Annotated in this window: 19 protein-coding genes; 10 read left to right on the top strand and 9 right to left on the bottom strand. The window is 72.1% G+C overall.

Annotated elements, in window-relative coordinates; all coding sequences use genetic code 11:
- Positions 1-269: 269 nt before the first annotated feature.
- From AB0F68_RS10285 to AB0F68_RS10270, 4 genes are all read right to left on the bottom strand, one after another.
- Positions 270-839, bottom strand: a complete 570-nt coding sequence (locus AB0F68_RS10285; RefSeq protein ID WP_357334691.1) for a hypothetical protein — start codon at positions 837-839, stop codon at positions 270-272.
- Positions 840-1,208: 369 nt separating this feature from the next.
- A complete protein-coding gene (locus tag AB0F68_RS10280) occupies positions 1,209-1,463 on the bottom strand; it encodes a Smr/MutS family protein (RefSeq protein WP_046564396.1) in 255 nt (84 codons plus the stop codon).
- A gap of 59 nt (positions 1,464-1,522) precedes the next feature.
- Positions 1,523-1,888, bottom strand: a complete 366-nt coding sequence (locus AB0F68_RS10275; RefSeq protein ID WP_357334689.1) for a tetratricopeptide repeat protein — start codon at positions 1,886-1,888, stop codon at positions 1,523-1,525.
- Positions 1,889-1,976: 88 nt separating this feature from the next.
- On the bottom strand, positions 1,977-2,747 hold the full coding sequence (locus AB0F68_RS10270) for an ROK family protein (protein WP_357334686.1): 771 nt from the start codon (positions 2,745-2,747) through the stop codon (positions 1,977-1,979).
- 89 nt (positions 2,748-2,836) lie between these two features.
- On the opposite strand from AB0F68_RS10270, the gene AB0F68_RS10265 reads away from it, so the two are divergent.
- The 3 genes from AB0F68_RS10265 (at position 2,837) to AB0F68_RS10255 (ending at position 5,643) form a co-directional block, all read left to right on the top strand.
- Positions 2,837-4,474, top strand: coding sequence for an ABC-F family ATP-binding cassette domain-containing protein (locus AB0F68_RS10265; protein WP_357334684.1), 1,638 nt, complete (start codon positions 2,837-2,839; stop codon positions 4,472-4,474).
- 38 nt (positions 4,475-4,512) lie between these two features.
- Positions 4,513-4,830 (top strand): hypothetical protein, encoded by a 318-nt coding sequence (locus AB0F68_RS10260; protein WP_262282959.1) that lies wholly within the window; start codon positions 4,513-4,515, stop codon positions 4,828-4,830.
- Positions 4,831-4,917: 87 nt separating this feature from the next.
- Complete coding sequence (locus AB0F68_RS10255; RefSeq protein WP_357334682.1) at positions 4,918-5,643, top strand: methyltransferase domain-containing protein; 726 nt, start codon at positions 4,918-4,920, stop codon at positions 5,641-5,643.
- 151 nt (positions 5,644-5,794) lie between these two features.
- Here AB0F68_RS10255 and AB0F68_RS10250 read toward each other — a convergent pair whose 3' ends face one another.
- Positions 5,795-6,796, bottom strand: coding sequence for a LacI family DNA-binding transcriptional regulator (locus AB0F68_RS10250; protein WP_357334680.1), 1,002 nt, complete (start codon positions 6,794-6,796; stop codon positions 5,795-5,797).
- A 148-nt stretch (positions 6,797-6,944) separates the two neighbouring features.
- Here AB0F68_RS10250 and AB0F68_RS10245 point away from each other — a divergent pair, with 148 nt between their 5' ends.
- From AB0F68_RS10245 to AB0F68_RS10225, 5 genes are read left to right on the top strand one after another with little or no spacing between them, the layout of a single operon-like run.
- Positions 6,945-8,456: an alpha-N-arabinofuranosidase gene (locus AB0F68_RS10245; RefSeq protein WP_357334677.1), complete on the top strand. Its 1,512-nt coding sequence runs from the start codon at positions 6,945-6,947 to the stop codon at positions 8,454-8,456.
- A gap of 37 nt (positions 8,457-8,493) precedes the next feature.
- Positions 8,494-9,825: an ABC transporter substrate-binding protein gene (locus tag AB0F68_RS10240; RefSeq protein WP_357334675.1), complete on the top strand. Its 1,332-nt coding sequence runs from the start codon at positions 8,494-8,496 to the stop codon at positions 9,823-9,825.
- A gap of 6 nt (positions 9,826-9,831) precedes the next feature.
- Positions 9,832-10,794 carry a sugar ABC transporter permease gene (locus AB0F68_RS10235; RefSeq protein WP_357334673.1) on the top strand — a complete coding sequence of 321 codons (963 nt, stop codon included), beginning with the start codon at positions 9,832-9,834 and terminating at the stop codon, positions 10,792-10,794.
- A 10-nt stretch (positions 10,795-10,804) separates the two neighbouring features.
- A complete protein-coding gene (locus tag AB0F68_RS10230; protein WP_357334670.1) occupies positions 10,805-11,629 on the top strand; it encodes a carbohydrate ABC transporter permease in 825 nt (274 codons plus the stop codon).
- The gene (locus AB0F68_RS10225; protein ID WP_357334668.1) at positions 11,626-12,639 is read left to right on the top strand and encodes a glycoside hydrolase family 43 protein; all 1,014 of its coding nucleotides are present in this window, start codon (positions 11,626-11,628) and stop codon (positions 12,637-12,639) included. Before AB0F68_RS10230 ends, AB0F68_RS10225 begins: the two co-directional genes overlap by 4 nt.
- Before the next feature lie 57 nt (positions 12,640-12,696).
- Here the strand turns inward: AB0F68_RS10225 and AB0F68_RS10220 are convergent, their stop codons facing one another.
- The gene (locus AB0F68_RS10220) at positions 12,697-14,190 is read right to left on the bottom strand and encodes an amino acid permease (protein WP_357334665.1); all 1,494 of its coding nucleotides are present in this window, start codon (positions 14,188-14,190) and stop codon (positions 12,697-12,699) included.
- Between the two features lie 306 nt (positions 14,191-14,496).
- Here AB0F68_RS10220 and AB0F68_RS10215 point away from each other — a divergent pair, with 306 nt between their 5' ends.
- Positions 14,497-16,155, top strand: coding sequence for a family 10 glycosylhydrolase (locus AB0F68_RS10215; protein WP_357334663.1), 1,659 nt, complete (start codon positions 14,497-14,499; stop codon positions 16,153-16,155).
- A 49-nt stretch (positions 16,156-16,204) separates the two neighbouring features.
- Here the strand turns inward: AB0F68_RS10215 and AB0F68_RS10210 are convergent, their stop codons facing one another.
- Both AB0F68_RS10210 and AB0F68_RS10205 read right to left on the bottom strand, forming a co-directional pair.
- Positions 16,205-16,891, bottom strand: a complete 687-nt coding sequence (locus AB0F68_RS10210) for a class I SAM-dependent methyltransferase (protein ID WP_357334661.1) — start codon at positions 16,889-16,891, stop codon at positions 16,205-16,207.
- 163 nt (positions 16,892-17,054) lie between these two features.
- Positions 17,055-17,702: a helix-turn-helix transcriptional regulator gene (locus tag AB0F68_RS10205; protein ID WP_357334658.1), complete on the bottom strand. Its 648-nt coding sequence runs from the start codon at positions 17,700-17,702 to the stop codon at positions 17,055-17,057.
- 176 nt (positions 17,703-17,878) lie between these two features.
- Here AB0F68_RS10205 and AB0F68_RS10200 point away from each other — a divergent pair, with 176 nt between their 5' ends.
- Positions 17,879-18,418 (top strand): phospholipase, encoded by a 540-nt coding sequence (locus AB0F68_RS10200; protein ID WP_357334656.1) that lies wholly within the window; start codon positions 17,879-17,881, stop codon positions 18,416-18,418.
- An 88-nt stretch (positions 18,419-18,506) separates the two neighbouring features.
- On the opposite strand, the gene AB0F68_RS10195 is transcribed toward AB0F68_RS10200, so the two are convergent.
- On the bottom strand, positions 18,507-21,305 hold the full coding sequence (locus tag AB0F68_RS10195) for an adenylate/guanylate cyclase domain-containing protein (protein WP_357334653.1): 2,799 nt from the start codon (positions 21,303-21,305) through the stop codon (positions 18,507-18,509).
- Positions 21,306-21,398: the final 93 nt, after the last annotated feature.

Raw genomic sequence — 21,398 nt, 5'->3', positions numbered from 1 at the left:
GCCTAATCAGAAGCCCTCAACCCGACCCGGCTCCGCTGCGCTCCGCCGGGTGCTGCCGCCTGCCCACCCACTCACCGATTTTCGAGTCAGCATCGGGATGGCATTACGGCGTCAGTCTGGCGCTGCCGCTCTAACGCCTTGAGCGCTTGGTGGCCTCCCTGCGCATGGACTGAAGCAAGCCGGCAGTGGCGACCACGATGGCCGCAACCTCAGCTCCTGTGAGCTTCATGAGAGCGCCGCCTCCGCTCCCGCGCGAGGCGGCACTCTGATCATTCCTGAGTGGCCAGTGCCGGTGTCTCGTCCTCGCCGAACAGTCCGCTCCCCGTGATGGCGGCGACGATGCGCGGGTCGAGGAGCCAGGCTACTCCGTCGTTGCCGCCGGTTTGCAGGGTGTAGAGCCGGGGGACTGCGCCGGCTTTGGCCAGCAGGTCGTTGAGGACGGCGAGCGGCCGGACGGTCGCCACCGCCCACGGACTGTTCGCAACCCAGTCCCGCGGCGTCCACACGACGCAGGTGCGGCCATTGATCCTGATGACGTAGTCGCCGCTCTCGACGCTGTCGGGATAGGTGACCAGCTCGACGTGCGGTTCCACGCCGTGACGACGCAGCACGGGGGCCAGTTCCGCCAGGACCCGGCCCACCCCTCCCTCGGCCATGGTCTCCCCGTCCACGTGAAACAACCGGAGACCCGGTTCCTCGTCGAGGGTCGCCCGTCCGCCGAGCGGATGAGCACCTTGGGTGACCGCTTGTTCCCCGGCCGCAGCATCCTCCTCGGAGAAATCCTGCCAGAACCTTAGTTCCCGTAGCGTCTTCGCCAGTTGCGCCCTTGCTTGATCCATCACAGCATCATGCAATCGGCCGGGACGAGAGCAGCCGCCGGCTGCCGTGCGAGGGCAGCCCGCCCGAGGCGCAGACATGGACGGACTCTGTCGGACGGAGCGCCGAGAACTAACAAGCGAGTGTGGCGGGTAGAGGATTCGAACCTCTGTAGCTTTCGCGACGGATTTACAGCACACCCCCGGTCGGCCCGCTGGCGCTGCTCGACATCGACCGGCTACGGAGCTGGCACGGTGGCCATGATCACAGGGCACAGATCCGGCACAACCGAGCGCGAGTAACGGCGGAAGATGCCGGAAACCTACGGAAGACGTTTCCGCAGGTCAGGAGCCACGTCGGCGGTGGCGTGGGAGGTCGGGAAGCCGGGGCGCTTACTTCCAGCGGAAATGCACGAAGAGACGGCCGAAGTTCTTCGAGTCCTTCTCGACCCGGTGGTACAGCTGCTTGACGTCCTTCTGGTCGAGGAAGCGCAGCACCTTCTTCTTGAGCTGGCCGGAGCCCTTACCAGGGATGATTTCCACCAGCGTGGCCTTCTTCGCCACCGCCTCGTCCATGATCCCGCGCAGGGCCCGGTCGATGTCGTGGCCCCGGTTGTAGATGTCGTGGAGATCGAGCTTGAGCTTCACGAGCCCATCCTAGGTACGCCAAAGGGCAGCCCGGCAGGGCTGCCCTTCGTCGTCAACCGTCAGCGACCGCCGACCTTGCCCTCCACACGGCGCAGCGCCGCGGTGTAGTCGACGTTGGTCGAGTACATGGCCGCGGCGATGCGCAGGTGCCGCAGCGCGTCGACGGGACGGTTCATCCGCTCCAGCGTCCGGCCCAGCACGTGGTGCGCGTAGTGGTCGCTCGGGTCCCGGTCGACCAGCTCGCGCAGCTGCTCCTCGGCCCGGTTCAGCTGGGCCGACTGGAAGTACGCCCGGGCCAGCAGCTGCCGTACCGAGGAGTTGCCGGGCTCGGCCTCGACGATCGGTTCGAGCAGCCGGGCCGCTCCGGTCGGGTCACCCGCTTCGAAGAACATGGTCGCCCGCCGGTACTCCGCCAGAAGATCCACTCGATCCACCTCCTCCTGTCGCGCCAGCCCTTTGTCCGACGCTGGCACAACAACAGCCGTACCGCGAGTGTTCCTTCGGAGTGATCGCTCAGGTGGTCGGGTCGTACCGGTCGCCGACCAGGTCCCAGGCCCGGACACCACCGACGATTCCGGCCGTGTTCGGGACGACCACGACGTCGTCGCCCATCCGGGCCAGTTGTTCCGGCCGGATCAGCCGCGAGTTGCCGCCGCCCAGGTAGAGCCGGTCCCAGCGGAAGACCGGCCGCAGGCCGTCCACCACCTGGCGGATCCGCCGCGACCAGAACGCGTCGCCGAGGCGCCGCCGTTCCGGCTCCCCGACGTACGTGTCGTAGGTGGTGTTCCAGCGCACCGGGGCGTGCGACAGCTCCAGGTGCGGGGCGAGCACCCCGCCGTCGAAGAGCGCGCTGCCCAGCCCGGTGCCGAGGGTCAGCACCAGCTCGCAGCCGGTCCCGGCGACCACGCCCGCGCCGTGCACCTCGGCGTCGTTGAGCACCAGCGCCGGGACGCCGAACGCCTCGGCCAGGGCGCTGCGCGCGTCGTATCCGGACCACTCGGCGACCAGTTGGGGGTCGACCCGGCTGCGCGGGCCGGAGCGGGTGACGTAGTGCGGGGTGGCCACCACCACGCCGTGCCGGATCATGCCGGGCATCCCGACGGTGAGCCGGTCCGCCGGGGGCAGCCGGCCGCCGAGATCCAGCAGCGTCTTGACGAACAGGGCCGGCGGCAGCGGGTACGGCGTGGGGACCCGCAGCGGCCGGGCCCGCATCGTCCCCGCGGCGTCCAGCACGGAGGCCTTGATCCCGCCGCCCCCGCAGTCGATCGCCAGAGTGGTCACCACGGCTGTGAGTCTCCCTCACCTCGATCGCGCCCCGAGCCCGGGTCATCCGATTCGCCGCGGCCGGCCGCGCCGGTAGGCTCGATCTCCTCATGAGCGCCACGTTGATCGCCAAGGACCTCACCGCCGGGCACGGCGACCGCCTCCTCTTCGCCGACCTGGACCTGGTGGTCGCCCCCGGCGACGTGGTCGGGCTGGTCGGGGTGAACGGCGCCGGCAAGTCCACCCTGCTGCGCACCCTGGCCGGGCTCCAGCCGCTGGAGCAGGGGTCGGTGGCGTTGAACCCGCCCACCGCCACGGTCGGCTACCTACCGCAGGAGCCGGAGCGCCGCCCGGGTGAGACGGTCCGGGACTTCCTGGCCCGGCGGACCGGGGTGACCGAGGCGCAGGCGGCGCTGGACGCCGCCACCGAGGCGCTGACCGCCGGGGCGCCGGGCGCGGACGACGCGTACGCCACGGCGCTGGAGCGCTGGCTCGACCTGGGCGGGGCGGACCTGGACGAGCGGGCCGAGCAGGTCGCCGCCGAGTTGGGGCTCCGCGTCGACCTGGACCACCCGATGACCGGCCTCTCCGGCGGCCAGGCGGCCCGGGCCGGGCTGGCCTCGCTGCTGCTCAGCCGCTACGACGTCTTCCTGCTCGACGAGCCCACCAACGACCTCGACCTGGCCGGCCTGGACCGGCTGGAACGCTTCGTCACCGGGCTGCGCGCCGGCACGGTGCTGGTCAGCCACGACCGGGAGTTCCTCACCCGGACCGTCACCCGGATCGTGGAGCTGGACCTGCACCAGGGGCAGGTCAACCACTTCGGCGGCGGCTACGCGGCCTACCTGGAGGAGCGCGAGGTGGCCCGGCGGCACGCCCGCGAGGACTACGAGGAGTACGCCGGCACCCGCGCCCAGTTGGAGGCGCGGGCCCGGACGCAGCGGTCGTGGATGGAGAAGGGCGTGAAGAACGCCCGCCGCAAGGCCACCGACAACGACAAGATCGGCCGGAAGTTCCGGTCCGAGTCCAGCGAGAAGCAGGCCGCCAAGGCCCGGCAGACCGAGCGGTTGATCGAGCGGCTGGACGTGGTCGAGGAGCCGCGCAAGGAGTGGGCGCTGCGGATGGAGATCGCCGCCGCGCCCCGCGCCGGCGCCGTCGTGGCCGCGCTCCGGGGCGCCGTGGTACGCCGCGGCGACTTCACCCTCGGCCCGGTGGACCTCCAGATCGACTGGGCCGACCGGGTGGCGATCACCGGGGCGAACGGCTCCGGCAAGAGCACCCTGCTGGCCGCGCTGCTGGGCCGGCTACCGCTGGACGAGGGGCACGCCGCGCTCGGTCCGGGCGTGGTGGTGGGCGAGGTGGACCAGGCCCGGGGGCTCTTCCTCGGCGACCAGCCCCTGCTGGACGCGTTCGGCGCGGCCGTACCCGAGCTGAACCCGGCGGACGTGCGGACGCTGCTGGCCAAGTTCGGCCTCCGGGCCGACCACGTGCTGCGGCCGGCGGCCACTCTCTCCCCCGGCGAGCGCACCCGGGCCGCGCTGGCCCTGCTCCAAGGGCGCGGGGTGAACCTGCTGGTGCTCGACGAGCCGACCAACCACCTGGACCTGCCGGCGATCGAGCAGCTCGAGTCGGCCCTGGCCGGCTACCCGGGGACGCTGCTGCTGGTGACCCACGACCGGCGGATGCTGGACGCGGTGAGCGTGAACCGGCGGCTGCGGGTGGCGGACGGACGGATCGCCGAGGATTGATCCGTGCCGATCCGGTCGCGCGGGGTGAGAATGAGCCCATGCTCAAGTGGGAGTACGCGCTGCTGGTCCGCCGCCGCCAGGCCGCCACCACCGACATCGGGTGGGAGGTCGTCTTCATCTGGTACGGCCCGGACGGCTCCATGATCGACGTCACGCCGTACGGCGACACCGCGCTGGCCCACCTGAACCGGGCCGGTGACCAGGGCTGGGAACTGGTCGCGATGAGCGAGGACCCGTCGCTGCCCGGCAACAACGAGTTGCACCGCTACCACCTCAAACGACCGAAGGCGCCCGCTCCGCAACCGCGCCAGCGGATGCGCGGCTCCCGCACCGCCCGCCGCACCATCGCCGGCTGACCACGCCCCGCCTGGAAGCGGCCGGGACTCCGGCGGGTGAGGCATATCGGGCGGGGATGCGGGTATCGCGCCGCCCGGAGGTGGCGAATGGTGGCGGTGGCGCAATCCGCACTCTCTGGCGAGCGGCTGCGGGAGGTCGACGGCTTCCTCGCCGACGCGTGGGCCGATCTGGCCCGGCACGACGAGCGGCTGCGCGGGCTGGCCGTCCAGGTGCGCTTCGACCGGGGCGTCGCCCACCTCGACGGCGCGGTCGCCGACCCGGCCGAGCTGCGGCTGGTCCGGGACCTGGTGGGCCGGCTCGCCGGGGTGTTCGGCGTCTGGGGCCGGGTGAGCGTCGCCGGCCGGGCGCCGGTGGTGGTGGACCTGGGCTGCGGGGCGACCAAGCAGTGGCCGGGCAACCTGGGGCTGGACATCTACCCGGCGCCCGGGGTGGACGCGGTGGCCGACCTCTCCGGCTCGCTGCCGCTGGCCGACGACTCGGTGGACGTCTTCTTCGCGGTGCACATCCTGGAGCACCTGATCGACTTCCTGCCGCTGCTCGACGAGTGCCACCGGGCGCTGCGCCCGGGCGGCGTGCTGCACGTGATGAGCCCCTGGTGGCGGCACGTGAACGCGGTGGCCGACCCGACCCACGTCCGGCTGCTGGACGTGCAGACCTTCAAGGGCATCTGCGGTCAGCGCCCGCCCGGCACCCCGCGCTGGTATCCGCTGCACGTGGGCAACGACGGCGCCTCCATCTTCGCCGACCTCACCCCCCTGCCTCCCGACGCCCCACCCCCACCCGGTTCCCACCTGGCCCGCTTCTTCGACTGACCCGCACCGGAACCCGCCGTCCGACACGGGCCACGCCGTCGATCATGAGGTTGGCGGCAGTCAAGGAGATCGACTTCGCCGCCACCCCCATGATCAACGGAGCGGAGCGGGGCGGGGCGACAGCGACGGCGGCGAGGGCCGGCGAGGCGGGTCAGGGGGCGGATTCGCGGAGGGCCAGGCGGTGGGGGGCGACCAGTTCGCGGGGTGGGGCCTCCCGGTCGCCCGTCAGGCGGCCGGCGAGGAGTTCGACCGCCAGGCGGGCGATGCGTTCCTTGTCGGGGGCGACCGTGCTGAGGGTCGGGATGGAGAAGCGGCCGTCCTCGATGTCGTCGAAGCCGGCGACCGCGACGTCGTCGGGCACCCGCAGGCCCGCCTCGTGCAGGGCGCGCAGCGCGCCGAGGGCCAGGGTGTCGTTGAAGCAGAAGACGGCGTCGGGGCGTACCTCGGAGGTGAGCAGGTGCCGCATGGCGGCCGCGCCGTCCGCGCGGTGCCAGGCCGGCGCGGGCGCCACCAGGCGCTCGTCGTAGCCGATGCCGGCGTCGGCCAGCGCGGCGGTGTAGCCGGCCAGGCGGAGCCGGGCGCTGGCCCCCTCGGGGGTGCGCTGCGAGCCGATCGCGGCGATCCGGCGGCGGCCGAGCCCGACCAGGTGGGCGGTGATCTCCCGGGCGGCGGCCACGTTGTCGACCACCACGTGGTCGGCGGGGCCGTGGTCGACCCGCTCGCCGAGCAGCACCATCGGCATGCCGTCGAGGCCGACGAGGTCGTCGGCGGTGAGCGCGAGGGGGCTGAAGATGAGGCCGTCGATCATGTGGTCGCCGATCCCGCTGGCCGCCTTGCGTTCCTGTTCCGGGCCGCCGCCGGTCTGGTCGATCAGCACCGTCCAGCCGTGCTCGGCGGCGGCGGTGACCACGTGCCGGGCCAGCTCGGCGAAGTAGGGGATGTCGAGCTCGGGCACGGCCAGGGCGATCACCCCGGTGCGCCCCTTGCGCAGGTTGCGGGCCGAGAGGTTGGGCCGGTAGTTGAGTTCGGCGATGGCCGCCTCGACCCGGGCGCGGGTGTCCGCGCGGACGTGCAGGTAGCCGTTGACGACGTTGGAGACGGTCTTCACCGACACGCCGGCCCGTTCCGCGACGTCCTTGAGCCTGTGCCGCACTGAACTTCCTCCCGGGTGACTGCTGGGGCGCACTCTACCGCGTCACGACGACGTAACGACCCCTTTACATCGTTGCTTACAACGTTGTACAAACCAGGGACACCGGTGACCGAGGTCACCGGGACAGCACCGAGGAAAGGGTGGCACCGTGCCGAACGCGCAGCTGACGATCGACCCGACCTTCACCATCGGCGCGGCCGACCGTCGCCTCTTCGGCTCCTTCGTCGAGCACATGGGGCGCTGCGTCTACGGCGGAGTCTACGAACCGGGGCACCCGGACGCCGACCCGCGCGGCTTCCGGCGCGACGTGCTGGAGCTGACCCGCGAGCTGGGCGTATCGGTGGTCCGCTACCCCGGCGGCAACTTCGTCTCCGGCTACCGGTGGGAGGACGGCGTCGGCCCGGTCGGCGACCGTCCGCGCCGGCTGGACCTGGCCTGGAAGACCATCGAGACCAACGCGTTCGGGCTGGACGAGTTCATGACCTGGGCGGCCGAGGCCGGCGTCGAGCCGATGATGGCGGTCAACCTCGGCACCCGCGGCGTGCAGGAGGCCTGCGACCTGCTGGAGTACGCCAACCACCCGGGCGGCACCCAGCTGTCCGACCTGCGCCGCAAGCACGGCGCCGAGGAGCCGTACGGGGTCCGGCTCTGGTGCCTGGGCAACGAGCTGGACGGGCCGTGGCAGGTCGGCCACAAGACCGCCGACGAGTACGGCCGGCTGGCCGCCGAGACCGCCCGCGCCATGAAGATGATCGACCCGTCGATCAGCCTGGTCGCCTGCGGCAGCTCCAACCGGGGGATGCCGACCTTCGCCTCGTGGGAGGCGACCGTCCTGGAGCACACCTACGAGCACGTCGACTACATCTCGGCCCACACCTACTACGACCCGTCCGACGGCGACCGGGCCAGCATCCTGGCCTCCGCCGTCGACATGGACAGCTTCATCCGCGAGGTGGTCGCCACGGCCGACCACGTGGCCGCCAAGCAGCGGCACAAGCGCAAGCTGAAGATCTCCTTCGACGAGTGGAACGTCTGGTACCAGTCCCGCCTCCAGGCCGACCTCGACCGGCGCGGCTGGGTCGAGGCGCCGGCCCTCATCGAGGACGACTTCACGGCGGTCGACGCCGTGGTGGTCGGCGACCTGCTGATCACCCTGCTCCGGAACGCCGACCGGGTCGGAGTGGCCTGCCAGGCGCAGCTCGCCAACGTGATCGCCCCGATCCGCACCCGCAACGGGGGGTCGGCCTGGCGGCAGAGCATCTTCCACCCGTTCGCCCTGACCGCCCGGTACGCGCGGGGCACCGTGCTGCGCACCGAGCCGGTCGGCCCGACGTACGAGACGAAGCGGTACGGCGAGGTGCCGGTGCTGGACACCGTCGCCGTGCACGACGAGGAGACCGGCGAGCTGGCGGTCTTCGCGGTCAACCGGGGATCGAGCGAGCTCCCGCTCGACCTGGACCTGCGCGGGCTGCCCGGCCTGCGCGCCGTCGGTCACACCACCCTCGCGGCCGGCGCCGACCCGGCCGCCACGAACACCGAGGCGGAGCCCGAGCGGGTCACGCCTCGGGAGGTCACCACCCCCACCCTCGACGGCGGCCGGTGCTCCGTGGCGCTGCCCGCCTGCTCCTGGAACCTGCTGCGCTTCGCGCCTCAGCCGTGACCAGGCAATACTGCAACCCGTCCCCCAAGGAGTAAGCATGATCCAGAACGAGATGAGCCGGCGCCGGCTGCTCGGCCTCGGCGTCGGGCTCGGCGCGGCGGCCACGCTGACGCTGGCCGGCTGCGGCGGCGGCAGCAGCACCAAGGGGTCCACCGCGGCCGGCAACGGCGGCAAGGAATACACCGGCCCGAAGGTCGACCTGAAGCTCTGGAACGGCTTCACCGGCGGCGACGGCGACATCTTCAAGAAGCTGGTCGAGCAGTTCAACAGCGAGCACCAGAACATCGCCGTCAGCGTGATCACCTACGAGTGGCAGGACTACTACAGCAAGCTGCCCGGCGCGGTCACCAGCGGCAACGGCCCGGACATCGCGGTCATGCACATGGACCAGCTCGCCACCTTCGCCGCCCGCGGGGTGATCAGCGAGCTGGACGACGTGGCCAAGGCCCTGGAGCTGAGCGAGGGCGACTTCGCCCCGACGGTGTGGAAGGGCGGCATCTACCACGACAAGCGGTACGGCATCCCGCTGGACATGCACCCGATGGGCTTCTACTACAACAAGGCCGTCATGCAGAAGAGCGGCCTGGACCCGAACAAGCCGCCGACGACCAAGGACGAGTACACGGCGGCGCTGACCGAGCTGAAGAAGGCCGGCGTGCAGGGCTTCTGGGTCAGCCCGTTCCAGTTCACCGGCGGCATGACCTTCTACAGCCTGCTGCACCAGTGGGGTGGGACGCTCTTCGACCCCGAGGTGGCGAAGGCGACCTTCAACTCCGACCCGGCCGTCGAGGCGTGCACCTGGCTGGTCGACATGATCAAGCAGGGCTTCTCTCCGGCCAACGTCGGCCAGGACGCCGACTACCTGGCGCTCAAGAGCGGCAAGAACGCCTTCAACTTCAACGGCATCTGGCAGATCAACGACCTGAAGAAGAGCCCCCAGGTGCAGTGGGGCGTCGCCCCGCTGCCGCAGATCGGCAGCCAGAAGGCCACCTGGGCGAACTCGCACAACTTCACGATCGTCAAGCAGCGCAGCGCCGACAACAACAAGGTCTCCGGGGCGAAGGTCTTCATCAACTGGCTCAGCCAGCACTCGCTCGACTGGGCCAAGGGTGGCCAGATCCCGGCCCGCAAGGAGGTCCGGGAGGGCGCCGAGTTCAAGGCCCTGCCGGAGATCAGCGCACTCGCCCCCGAGCTGGAGTACGCCGCCTTCCCGCCGGCCTCGCCGGGCCTCGGCGAGGTCATGACCACCTTCTACAACTCCTTCAACGAGGCGGCGCTCGGCAAGAAGTCGCCGAAGCAGGCGCTGGACGACGGGGTGGACAAGGCCAACAAGCAGCTTGAGGACAACCGCAAGAAGTACGGGAGCTGATCCGCGGTGGCGGACGTGATCGAGGTCGGGGCGGCGCGTGGTGACGCGCCGCCCCCGGCGGGCAACCCCCGCCGCCGGGGCGTGACGGAACGGGGGCACCGCGCGACCCCGTACCTCTTCCTCGCGCCGTACCTGGTGCTCTTCCTGGTCTTCGGGCTGGCGCCGATCCTGTTCGGGATCTGGATCAGCCTGCACCAGTGGGACCTCCAGCTGCCGAACCGGCCGTTCGTCGGGCTGGAGAACTACCGGGACCTGTTCTCCAGCGACTCGGCCGACTACGCGGACTGGTGGTCCAGCGTCCGGGCGACGGCGATCTTCACGGTGCTGTCGGTGCCGCTGCTGGTCGTGGTCCCGCTGGGCCTGGCCCTGCTGCTGAACCAGAAGTTCCCCGGCCGGACGTTCTTCCGGGCCGCCTTCTTCGCCCCGTACGTGCTCGGCGTCGCGGTGATCGGCCTGCTCTGGCGCTTCCTGCTGGACGCGAACCTCGGCCTGGTGAACCGGCTGCTCGGCGCAGTCGGGCTGCCCGCGGACACCCCGTGGGTGACCGACGTGCCGTGGGCCTGGGTGTCACTCGTCGGCGTGACGGTCTGGTGGACCTGCGGCTTCAACGCGGTGATCTACCTGGCCGGGCTCCAGGACATCCCGGCCGAACTGTACGAGGCGGCGCGGATGGACGGCGCGAACGCCTGGGACCGGTTCCGCCACGTCACCCTCCCCGGGCTGCGCCCGGTGCTGCTCTTCGTGCTCACCACGACCATCCTCGCCTCGGCGAACGTCTTCGGGCAGTCCTTCCTGATCACGCAGGGCGCCCCGGGCGAGCAGACCCGGACGGTGGTGTGGCGGATCGTCGACGAGGGGCTGCGCAACTACGACGTCGGCCAGGCGTCCGCGATGAGCGTGCTCTTCGCGCTGCTGCTGGCGGTGGTCAGCATCGTCAACTTCCGGCTGTTCCGCTACCGGGAAGACTGAGGGGACGACCATGACGAACGTGCGTCGGGTGGTGCGCTACGCCGCGCTGCTCCTGATCACCGCGGTGTTCGTGACCCCGCTGGTCTGGATGGCCCTGACCTCGCTGAAGACGTACGACGACGCGCAGCAGGACCCGCCGAGCTGGCTGCCGAACCCGTTCTCCAGCTACGGCTACGACCAGATCCTCCACAACACCGCCAACCCGGTGCTGCGCTGGTTCGTCAACAGCATGCTGGCCGCCAGCCTGCACACGCTGCTGGTGCTGGTCACCGCGTCGATGGCCGCGTACGCCCTGGCCCGGCTGCGGTTCCGGGGCCGGAAGCTGAGCTTCGCCCTGATCGTCGGCACGCTGTTCCTGCCGCCCACCTCGCTGATCATTCCGAACTTCGTGATCGCCGATCGACTGAACTGGATCGACACCCTGACGGTGGTGGTCGTGCCCGGCGCGGCGAGCGCGTTCGGCGTCTTCTTCCTGCGCCAGTTCTTCCTCTCCATCCCGGCCGAGCTGGAGGAGGCGGCGGTGCTGGACGGGGCGAACCACTGGCAGGTCTTCTCCCAGGTGCTGCTGCCGCTGTCGAAGCCGGCGCTGGCCACCCTGGCGGTGCTGTCGTTCCTGACCAACTGGAACGACTTCCTCTGGCCGGTCTACGTGTTGTTCAGCCCGGAGCGGCTGACCCTGCCGGCCGGTCTGGGCCTGCTCCAGGGCGCGTACGTGACCGACTATCCGGTGATCATGGCGGGGGCGGTGCTGGCCAGCGTGCCGGTGCTGATCCTGTTCGTGCTCGCCCAGCGGCACATCATCCAGGGCGTGTCCCGCAGCGGCCTGAAGGGATGATCGAGCGGCGGACCCGGCGACGCGGCGCGGCGGCCCTGGCCGCCGCGCTGCTCGTCGCCGGTTGCGGCAGCGGAGAAACCCCACCGAGTACGCCGGAGGACCCGCGAGTGTTCACCAACCCGGTCGTCCGCAGCGACGCCCCGGACCCGCAGGCGATCCGGGTCGGCGAGACCTGGTACCTGTTCCACACCAACTCGGGCGGCCGGAACGTCCCGGTGCTCACCTCGCCCGACCTGGTCGACTGGAGCCCGGCCGGTGACGCGCTGCCGGACCTGCCGGCCTGGGCCGACGCCGGGAAGACCTGGGCGCCGGAGGCCGTCCAGCTCGCCCCGGACCGGTTCGTCCTCTACTACACGGTGGCCGACCGGGCCTCCGGCCGGCAGTGCGTCGGCCGGGCGGTGGCGGCCACCCCGCTCGGGCCGTACCGGGACGACGCGGCCGGCCCGCTGGTCTGCCAGGCGGAGCTGGGCGGCTCGATCGACGCCAGCCCGTACCGGGACACCGACGGCAGCCTGTGGCTGCTCTGGAAGAACGACGGCAACGCCATCGGGGTGGACACCTGGCTCTGGTCGCAGCGCCTGTCGCCGGACGGCCTGCGGCTGGTCGGCAGCCCGACGAAGCTGCTCAAGCAGACCGAGCCCTGGGAGGGCGCGCTCATCGAGGGGCCCTTCTTCCACCGCCACGACGGGAAGCTGCTGCTCTTCTTCGCCGCCAACGCCTACCACCAGGCAAGCTACGCCGAGGGCTACGCGGTCTGCGAGGGCCCGACCGGGCCGTGCGTGAAGGCCGCCGAGAACCCGATCCTGAAGTCCAACGCGGTCGCCTCCGGCCCGGGCCACGCGTCGATGATCGAGAAGGACGGCCGCACCTGGCTGCTCTACCACGCCTGGCCGCCCGGCCAGGAGGGCAGCACCGACCCGGGTCGCCAGGTGTGGCTCGACGAGGTGGTCTGGACCGACGGAAAGCCGGTCGTCAAGGGGCCGACGGCCACCCCGCAACCCCGGCCCTGAGCGCGGGAAGGGCCCCCTGCCGACGTCGGGCGTCGGCCGGGGGCCCTTCCCGCCGGGTCAGCGCAGGGCGGGGGACGGTTCCTCGGCGGCCGCCTCCCGGCGGGCCAGGCGGTTCTTCCGGTAGCCGTAGCCGAAGTAGATGAGCCCGCCGAGCAGCATCCAGGCGAGGAACCGGAGCCAGGTCTCCACCGACAGGTTGAGCATCAGGTAGAGGCAGGCCAGCGCGGACACGATCGGCAGCACCGGCGAGAACGGCACCTTGAACGGCCGCTCCAGATCCGGGCGCCGCCGGCGCAGGATCGGCACCGCGACCGAGACCAGCACGAACGCGCAGAGCGCGCCGATGCTGACCAGGTCGGCCAGCGCGGAGAGCGGCAGGAAGCCGGCGAGCAGGGCCACGCCGATCGTCATGATCGCCGAGATCCGGTACGGGGTGCCCCAGCGCGGGTGCACCTTGGCGATCGACGGCGGGATCAGCCCGTCCCGGCCGATGGCGAAGCCGATCCGGCCCATGGCCACCAGGTCGACCAGGATCACGCTGGTCAGGCCGGCGACGGCGGCGATGGAGACCAGGACGGCGGCCCAGCCGGCGCCGACCGCCTCGAAGGCCGAGGCGATCGGGGCACCCTCGTCGATGTCGGTGTAGCGCACCATGCCGACCACGACCAGCGAGACGCCGATGTACAGCACGGTGGAGACGCCCAGCGTGCCGAGCAGGCCCAGCGGCAGGTCGCGGCGGGGCTTGCGGGTCTCCTCGCCGAGGTTCGCCACGGCCTCGAAACCGGTGTACGCGAAGAACACCACCGCCGCGGCCGTGAGCACCCCGGCGAAGCCGAAGACGGAGGGCTCCAGCCCGAAGACGGCCTGGGTGACCGGCTGCCGGATGCCGTCCTCGCCCGCGCCGGCCGGCTCGGTCGACGGGATGAACGGGCTGAGGTTGGCGGCCTTCACGAAGAACAGCCCGGCGACCACGATGAAGACGCAGATGGCGACCTTGACCAGGACCAGCAGGTTGGTCACCCGGGCGGACTCCCGGATGCCGACGATGCCGATGACGCCGAGGATCAGCACGATCGCGATCGCGCCGAGGTTGACCACGCTGCCCTCCTCGGCGAACCAGGCGCTGGGCAGGTTGAACAGCGACGCCAGGTAGCCGGACCAGCCCCGGGCCACCACCGCCGAGCCGAGGGCGAACTCCAGCAGCAGGTCCCAGCCGATGATCCAGGCGACGATCTCGCCCATCGTCGCGTACGCGTAGGTGTAGGCGCTGCCGGCGGTCGGCACGCTGGACGCCAGTTCCGCGTAGCAGAGCGCGGCGAGCAGCGCGACCACGCCGGCGACGGCGAAGGAGATCACCACGCCGGGACCGGCGTGGTTCTTCGCCTCGATGCCGGTCAGTGTGAAGATGCCCGTGCCGATCACGATGCCGATGCCGAAGCCCATCAGATCGACCGCGCCGAGCCGGCGACGCAGTCCGGGCCGACCGTCCTCGCCGTCGGCCTCTCCCTGGGCGAGCACGTCCCGGATCGGTTTCGTCCGCAGGACGGACATGACCACCTCCCACCGTGCGACCACCACGGTGGCGGTCCGTGACCGGCCAAGCTACCCAGGCCCCCGCCCCGGTAATCCGGTACGTCGGGTGTCGGAAAGGTCACGGATCGGGTTGTGGTCCGACTCACCCTCGGACGTTCGGCCCCACCTGCGCATCGATCCGGCCGGAGGTCTTGCGCCACCTGCGGATTGATGAAAGTTTTCTACCAGCGATAGACAATCTGCGGCGAATCTTGCCGGATGCGCCGGGCGTCCGTCGCCACCCGAAACCGTCCCCCCGGGAGCCCAACGAAGGGACCGCACCGCATGAAGGCAACTCGGCTCAGAGCCGCCGGGCTGGCCGTGGCGCTGCTCGGCGCGCTCGTCGCCGGCACCCCCGCCAGCGCCGCGGAGAGCGACACGGCGACCGATTCCACCGCGACCACCTGCGTCACCGACCCGGCCGTCCCGAAGCGGCAGTTCCGGGCCATGTGGATCGCCTCGGTGACGAACATCGACTGGCCCACCAAGGCGTCCTGGACCGCGCCGGACCAGATCGCCAAGCAGAAGGCGGAGTATCTGGCCTGGCTCGACCTGGCCCAGAAGCTCAACCACAACGCCGTCGTGGTCCAGGTCCGCCCGACGGCGGACGCGTTCTGGCCCTCCGAGGTCGAGCCCTGGTCGGAGTACCTGACCGGCGTCCGCGGCCAGAACCCGGGCTGGGACCCGCTGGCCTTCCTCGTCGAGGAGTCGCACAAGCGGAACCTGGAGTTCCACGCCTGGATGAACCCGTACCGGGTCTCCATGCCGGCCCCCGGTGGCGCCGGCGCCGACATCTCGAAGCTCGCCCCGAACCACCCGGTGCGCCAGCACCCGGACTGGGTGTTCGCCTACCCGCCGGCCGGGGTCGCCGGCAGCCGGCTCTACTACAACCCCGGCATCCCCGAGGTCCGCGAGTTCGTGCAGACCGCGATGATGGACGCCGTCAAGCGGTACGACGTCGACGGCGTGCACTTCGACGACTACTTCTACCCGTACCCGAGCGGCACCTACCAGTACCCGGACGACGCCACGTTCGCCCAGTACAACCGGGGCTTCACCGACAAGGCCGACTGGCGGCGGGACAACATCAACCTGCTGATCCAGGAGATGAACGCCAAGATCAAGGCGGTCAAGCCCTGGGTGAAGTTCGGCGTCAGCCCGTTCGGCATCTGGCGCAACAAGTCGGCCGACCCGAACGGCTCGGACACCACCGGCTCGCAGTCGTACGACATCATCTCCGCCGACACCCGCAAGTGGGTCAAGGAGGAGTGGATCGACTACATCGTGCCGCAGCTCTACTGGTACATCGGCCAGTACCCGGCCGCCGACTACGCCCGGCTGGTGCCGTGGTGGGCGGAGACCGTGCGGGGCACCCGCGTCCAGCTCTACATCGGGCAGGCCGACTACAAGAGCGGTGACCCGGCGTACGGCTCGTTCTGGATGAACCCGCAGGAGCTGTCGAACCACCTGACGCTCAACCGGTCGTACCCGGAGGTGCTCGGCAACGTGCACTTCTCCGCGGTGCAGGTGCGGGCGAACCGGCTCGGCGCCACCGACATCTACGCGGCCGAGCACTACTCCCGACCGGCGCTGGTGCCGACCATGTCGCACCTGCCGGCCCAGCCGCTGCTCGCCCCGGTGGTCACCCGCGCCGAGCGGCAGGACGACGGGGTGCGCCTGAGCTGGCGGCAGCCGGCCGACGGCCAGGGTCCGCTCGGCGACGCCACCGGATATGCGATCTACCGGTTCGACGGCGTCGGCCTGGCCGACCGCTGCGACTTCGCCGACGCGTCCCACCTGGTCGCCACCGTCCGTGGCACGGAGGGTGACGTGCAGTCCTGGGTGGACACCACGGCGTCGGCCGGGGCGCACACCTACTACGTGACCGCGCTGGACCGGCTCTGGAACGAGAGCCCGGTCAGCCCGCCGCGCTTCGTGCGCTGATCCGACCGGCGACGCCCGGGGCCCTCAGGGGTCCCGGGCGTCGCCGTGCTCAGCCGGCCCGGTGCAGCCGCACCTCCAACCCGATCAGCCCGTCCCGGTCCACCTCGGCGCCGCCGAAGGCGCTCTCGGCGGCGAGCCGGGCGAAGGCGTCGGCGGTGACCGCGCGCCGGCGCAGCATCCGCAGCGCCGAGCGGGTCCAGAAGGCGTCCAGCCCGCGCAGCCCCATCCGGGCCACCTCCCGCTCGATGTCCGCGGCCGAGGCGTCCGCCCGCAGGTCGTGGATCACCGCGCGGCCGCCCGGCCGGAGCACCCGGTGCAGCTCGTCCAGCGCCCGGACCGGGCGGACGAAATTCTTGAACGCCGCCTGGCAGACCACCAGGTCGAACGAGTCCGCCGGGAAGGGCAGCTCGTGCACGTCGCCCTGGCGGAAGGTCACCTCGACCCCGGCACGCCGGGCGGCCTCCCCCGCCAGCTCCACGAACGTCCGGCTGACGTCCAGCCCGGTGACCCGGTACGCCCCCAGCCGGGCCAGCTCGATCGCCAGGTAGCCGGGGCCGGGCGCCACCTCCAGCACCGCCGCGTCGGCGGGCAGCCCCTCGACCAGCCGGGCGGCCTGCCGCCGGTATTCGGCCAGCTGTGCGGCGGAGCCGCGGTTGCGGGCGTACCAGCGGGCGGTCGCCCCTTCCATCTCGGGCAGCAGCTTGCGCTTCGGCGGGTGCAGGTCCTTCGTGCTCATGTCTTCCTCCGTCTCGGATCGTGCGGACACGAACCGACCCGGGGACGGGAGCCCGGTTATCGTTGCGGTTGCCACCTTGCGGCCGGGTTGCCGTTCCCGCGGTCTCGGTTCGCAGGTCAGGGCCCCGGCGGTGGTGTTCCCGCACCCCCGCCGGGGTCCACTGTCAGTGCGGCTCGGTCCCCCTCTCCGCCAGGTCCGCCCACTCGGGCGGCACCGCGCCGGTCTCGTGCCAGGCCCGCCACTCGGCCACGCCCGGCAGCGCGCCGGTGGTCAGTTCGTCGAGCAGGCCGCGCAACCAGGTCGCCTCGGCCTCCCGGACGGCCAGGTCGTACTCGGCCTCGATGAGGAAGATCCGGGGCACCGCCCGGGCGTGCCCGGCCAGCGCGGCCCGCTGCGCGGCGAGCTGTTCCTCCAGCCGGTCGAGGCGCTGCCGCAGCAGCTCGATCGCCTCGTCGGGCCCCAGGACGCCGAGCACCGACAGGCCGGCCTCGAACCGGGGCTGCTCCCGCTCCGGGACGGCGACCAGCTCCCGGGTCCAGTCGACGAGCTCCGCGCGCCCGGCGTCGGTGATCCGGTAGACGGTGCGCTCCGGGCGCCGCCCCTGCCGGCCGCTCTCCACCGCCGCCAGCAGGCCGTGCCGCTCCAGGTTCGCCACCACCGTGTAGAGCGAGCCCCACTTGATCGGCATGTCCTGGTCCTTGCCGCGCTGGCGCAGCACGGCGGCGATCTCGTAGGGGTGCCGGGGCCGCTCGGCCAGCGCCGCGAGCACGGCGAGGGCCAGCAGGTTGCCGACCGGACGTCGCTTCGCCACCGTGCCCTCCTCGTGCCCGATTACTCGTACACGAGTATATGGCCGCCTGCCCCTGAGGCAAAGGCATTCGTCTGTTTCGACGCATGTCACCAACACGTCGCCCGAAGCGTCGCCCCGGGTCCCGCGGTCGATCGAAAATCATCGACATCTGGCCCCACACCCCCGGGGAGGTACCCGTGTCCCGACGTCTCACCACCCTGCTCGCCGCCGGCACGATCGCCCTGCTCACCGCCCTCGGCGTGGCCACCCCCGCCGCCGCCGCGGTGAGCACCGAACAGAAGCTCGCCGTGCTCTCCAGCTGGACCCAGACCAGCGCCACCAGCTACAACGCCTGGAACTCCGCCCGGCTGAACAAGGCCGCCTGGACCGAGTACGCCTTCAACTGGTCGACCGACTACTGCTCGTCCAGCCCGGACAACCCGCTCGGCTTCAACTTCAGCCTCTCCTGCTACCGGCACGACTTCGGCTACCGCAACTACAAGGCGATGGGCCGGTTCTCGGCCAACAAGTCCCGGCTGGACAGCGCCTTCTACGAGGACCTGAAGCGGGTCTGCGCCACCTACAACGCCGTGGTCCGGCCCGCCTGCTACAGCCTGGCCTGGACCTACTACCAGGCGGTCAGCGTCTTCGGCTCGGTCGCCGCCGTCCAGCAGGCCGACCTCGACCGCGCCGCCCGCATCAAGTCCGACGCCGAACGCCGCGCCACCCTCCGCTGACCCCTGCCCCCTCCCCCGCCCCGCCCCCACGCCGTCGATCAAGAGGTTCGCGTCACCGGAGGCCCGGATCACGACGCGAACCTCTTGGTCAACTCGCGGTGGAGCGGCGCGGGGCGGGGGCGGTGAAGCGGGGGGAATTCGGTACGGCCAGGTCGGGGTGTTCGAGGTCGAGGGCCAGGGCTGCGGCCTCCTCCAGGGGAAGGGCGGCGCCGGTGGCGTAGGCGGCGTCGAACGCGGCGTCGCCGATGGCGCGCCGCAGCTCGGCCTGGCGGGCCAGCCAGTAGGGGCCGTAGATGCCCGGGGTGGCGCGCAGGCTGGCCCGGGTGGCCTGGGCCGCGCCGAAGATCCGGGCCGCGGTCACCGGCTCCCCGCCCAGCGCGCAGCGCACCGCGATCGCGTTCAACGTGTCGCAGGCCCGGCCCAGGTAACCGTGGCTCATCCGGGACCGGAGCGACACCAACAGGTGCTCGTGCGCGGCCACCAGGTCGCCCCGGGCCAGCGCCACCAGGCCGAGCAGCATGTCCACCGACCGGCGGCCCCGCTCCACCGGGCGGGCCGCCTCCACCGGGCGGGCCGCGCCGAGCACCTCGGCCGCCTCGTCCAGCGCGCCCCGGCGCCACAGCAGCTCGGCGAGGTTGTAGACGGCGAGCAGCGCGTCGGGGACCACGTCCTGGGCGTGCGCCCAGTCGATCACCTCCCGGCAGACCCGTTCCGCCTCGACGAACTGTCCCATGTCGACCAGCGGCGCGGCCCGGCCCGCCAGCACCCGGGCGAGCAGCCCCAGGTCGCCGGCCTGCCGGGCGGCCGCCTCGGCCCGCTGCGAGTAGCGCAGCTCCTCGGCGAACTCGCCGTCCGCCCCGGCGTGCAACGAGTGCATGTGGTACGCCGCCGCCAGCTCGGCCTCCGGGATCGGCTCCCCGGTCTCCGCGATCCGGCCGTAGAGCCGGAACAGCCAGAGCCGCCCCTCCCGGGCCAGCCCCCGCTCCCGCCACCACTGGTCCAGCCCGCCGGCCAGCCGCAGCCCCGACCGGGCGCTGCCGCCGGTGGCGCACCAGCGCAGCGCGGCGCGCAACTCCCCGGCGAGCGGGTCGAGCGCGAACAGGGACAGGGTGACCGGGCGACCGTCCGGGCCCAGGTGGGCGCGCTCCAGGGCGTGCTTGGACCAGGCGACGTGCCGGTCCCGGGCGGTCTGCTCCTCGCCCGCCTCGATCAGCCGCCGGGCCGCGTACGCCCGGATCGGGTCCAGCATCCGGTAGGTGCTGCCCGAGGCGTGCGGCTCGGCCAGCACCATCGACTTGTCCACCAGCACCGACAGCGGGTCGAGCGGGTCGTCGTCGAGCAGCCACTGCACGGTCGGCAGGTCCACCGGACCGGCGAAGACGGCCAGCCAGCGCAGCAGCCGGGCCGAGCGCGCCCCCAGCGTCCGGTACGACCAGGTGACCGTGGCCTGCATGGTCAGGTGCCGCTCGTTCGCCGAGCGCTGCACCGCCCGGCTCGCCGGGGTGGCCGGAGCGGCCCCGGTCGCGGCGGCCACCAGGTCGACGGTGTCCTGCTGGTTGCCGGTCCAGCCGGCCTCCACCGGGGACTGCTCCAGCTCCTCCCGCCCGGCGTCCAGGGTGCCCAGCATGTCGTCGAGGCGCTCGGCGAGCTGCCCCACCGAGAGCACCCGCAGCCGCGCGGCGGCCAGCTCGATGGCGAGCGGCAGCCCGTCCAGCCGGCGGACCACCCGACGCAGGTCGGCCTGCTCGGCGGGTTCGGGCGCCCGGCCACCCCGGGCCGCCGTGGTGCGGTCCAGCAGCAGGGCCACCGCGTCGCTCTCCCCGCCGTCCGGGCCCGGATCCACCGAGAGCGGCGGAATCCGCCACACCGCCTCGCCGGGCACGCCGAACGACTCGCGGCTGGTGGCCAGCACCCGCACGCCCCGGCCACCGGCCAGCAGCCGGGCGATCACCTCGGCCGAGGCGGCCGGCTGGGCGTCGCAGGTGTCCAGCACGACCAGCATCCGTCGCGCCGCCGCGTACTCGACCAGGGTGTCCACCATGGGGCGGCCCGGTTCCGGGCGGAGCCCGAGCACGGCGGCGATCTCGAACGCGACCAGCCCCGGGTCGGTCACCGCGGCGACGTCGACGAACCACACCCCGTCCGGATACGCCTCGACCACCCCGGAGGCCAGCTCCACCGCCAGCCGGGTCTTGCCCGCCCCGCCCGCGCCCAGCACGGTCACCAGCCGGTACGTCTCGACCAGCCGCCGCAGCTCGGCCCGCTCGGCCTGCCGGCCGACGAACGAGGTGACCTGGGTGGGCAGGTTGTGCGCCACCGCGTCGGCGGTACGCGGCCGCGGGAAGCTCCGCTCCAGGCCGGGCGCGACGAGCTGGAATAACCGTTCCCGGTCGTCGAAGCCGCGCAGCCGGTGCAGCCCGAGGTCCAACAGGGACGCCCCGTCGGGCAGCGGGTCGGCGTGCCGGGCGGTCGCGGCCGAGCAGAGCACCTGTCCACCGTGGGCGGCGGCGGCCACCCGGGCCGCCCGGTGCACCTCGGGGCTGGCGTACTCGCCGTCGCGGGGTTCGGCGTAGCCGGTGTGCAGGCCCATCCGGACCCGGGGCGCGGCCTCCGGGGTGGGCCAGTCGTGGCCGGCCAGCGCTCGTTGCGCGGTGAGGCAGGCCTGCATCGCCGTGGCCGCGTCCGGGAAGGCGAGGAAGAACGAGTCGCCCTCGGTCAGCAGCTCCGCCCCGTCGGTGCCGGCCAGCGTGTGGCGCAGCAGCCGGCGGTGTTCCCGCAGCACCGGGCGGTAGCCCGGACCGAGCAGCTGGGCCAGGCGGGTGGAGCCCTCGATGTCGGTGAAGACGAAGGTCACCCATCCGCTCGGGAGGTCGATCCGTGGCGACATGCGTGGAACCTCCGCCCCGTGACGTCGGCTTCATGCTGCCCTATGGTCACGCGGTCACGCATCGTGAGAACGGCCGGGCAGATTCCGACCCAA

Origin of the sequence: Micromonospora sp. NPDC023966 (genome assembly GCF_040639095.1) — a bacterium.
Lineage (GTDB): Bacteria > Actinomycetota > Actinomycetes > Mycobacteriales > Micromonosporaceae > Micromonospora.
The sequence above is the reverse complement of the archived record's forward strand: the minus strand, read 5'-3'. Positions and strand labels throughout refer to the sequence as shown.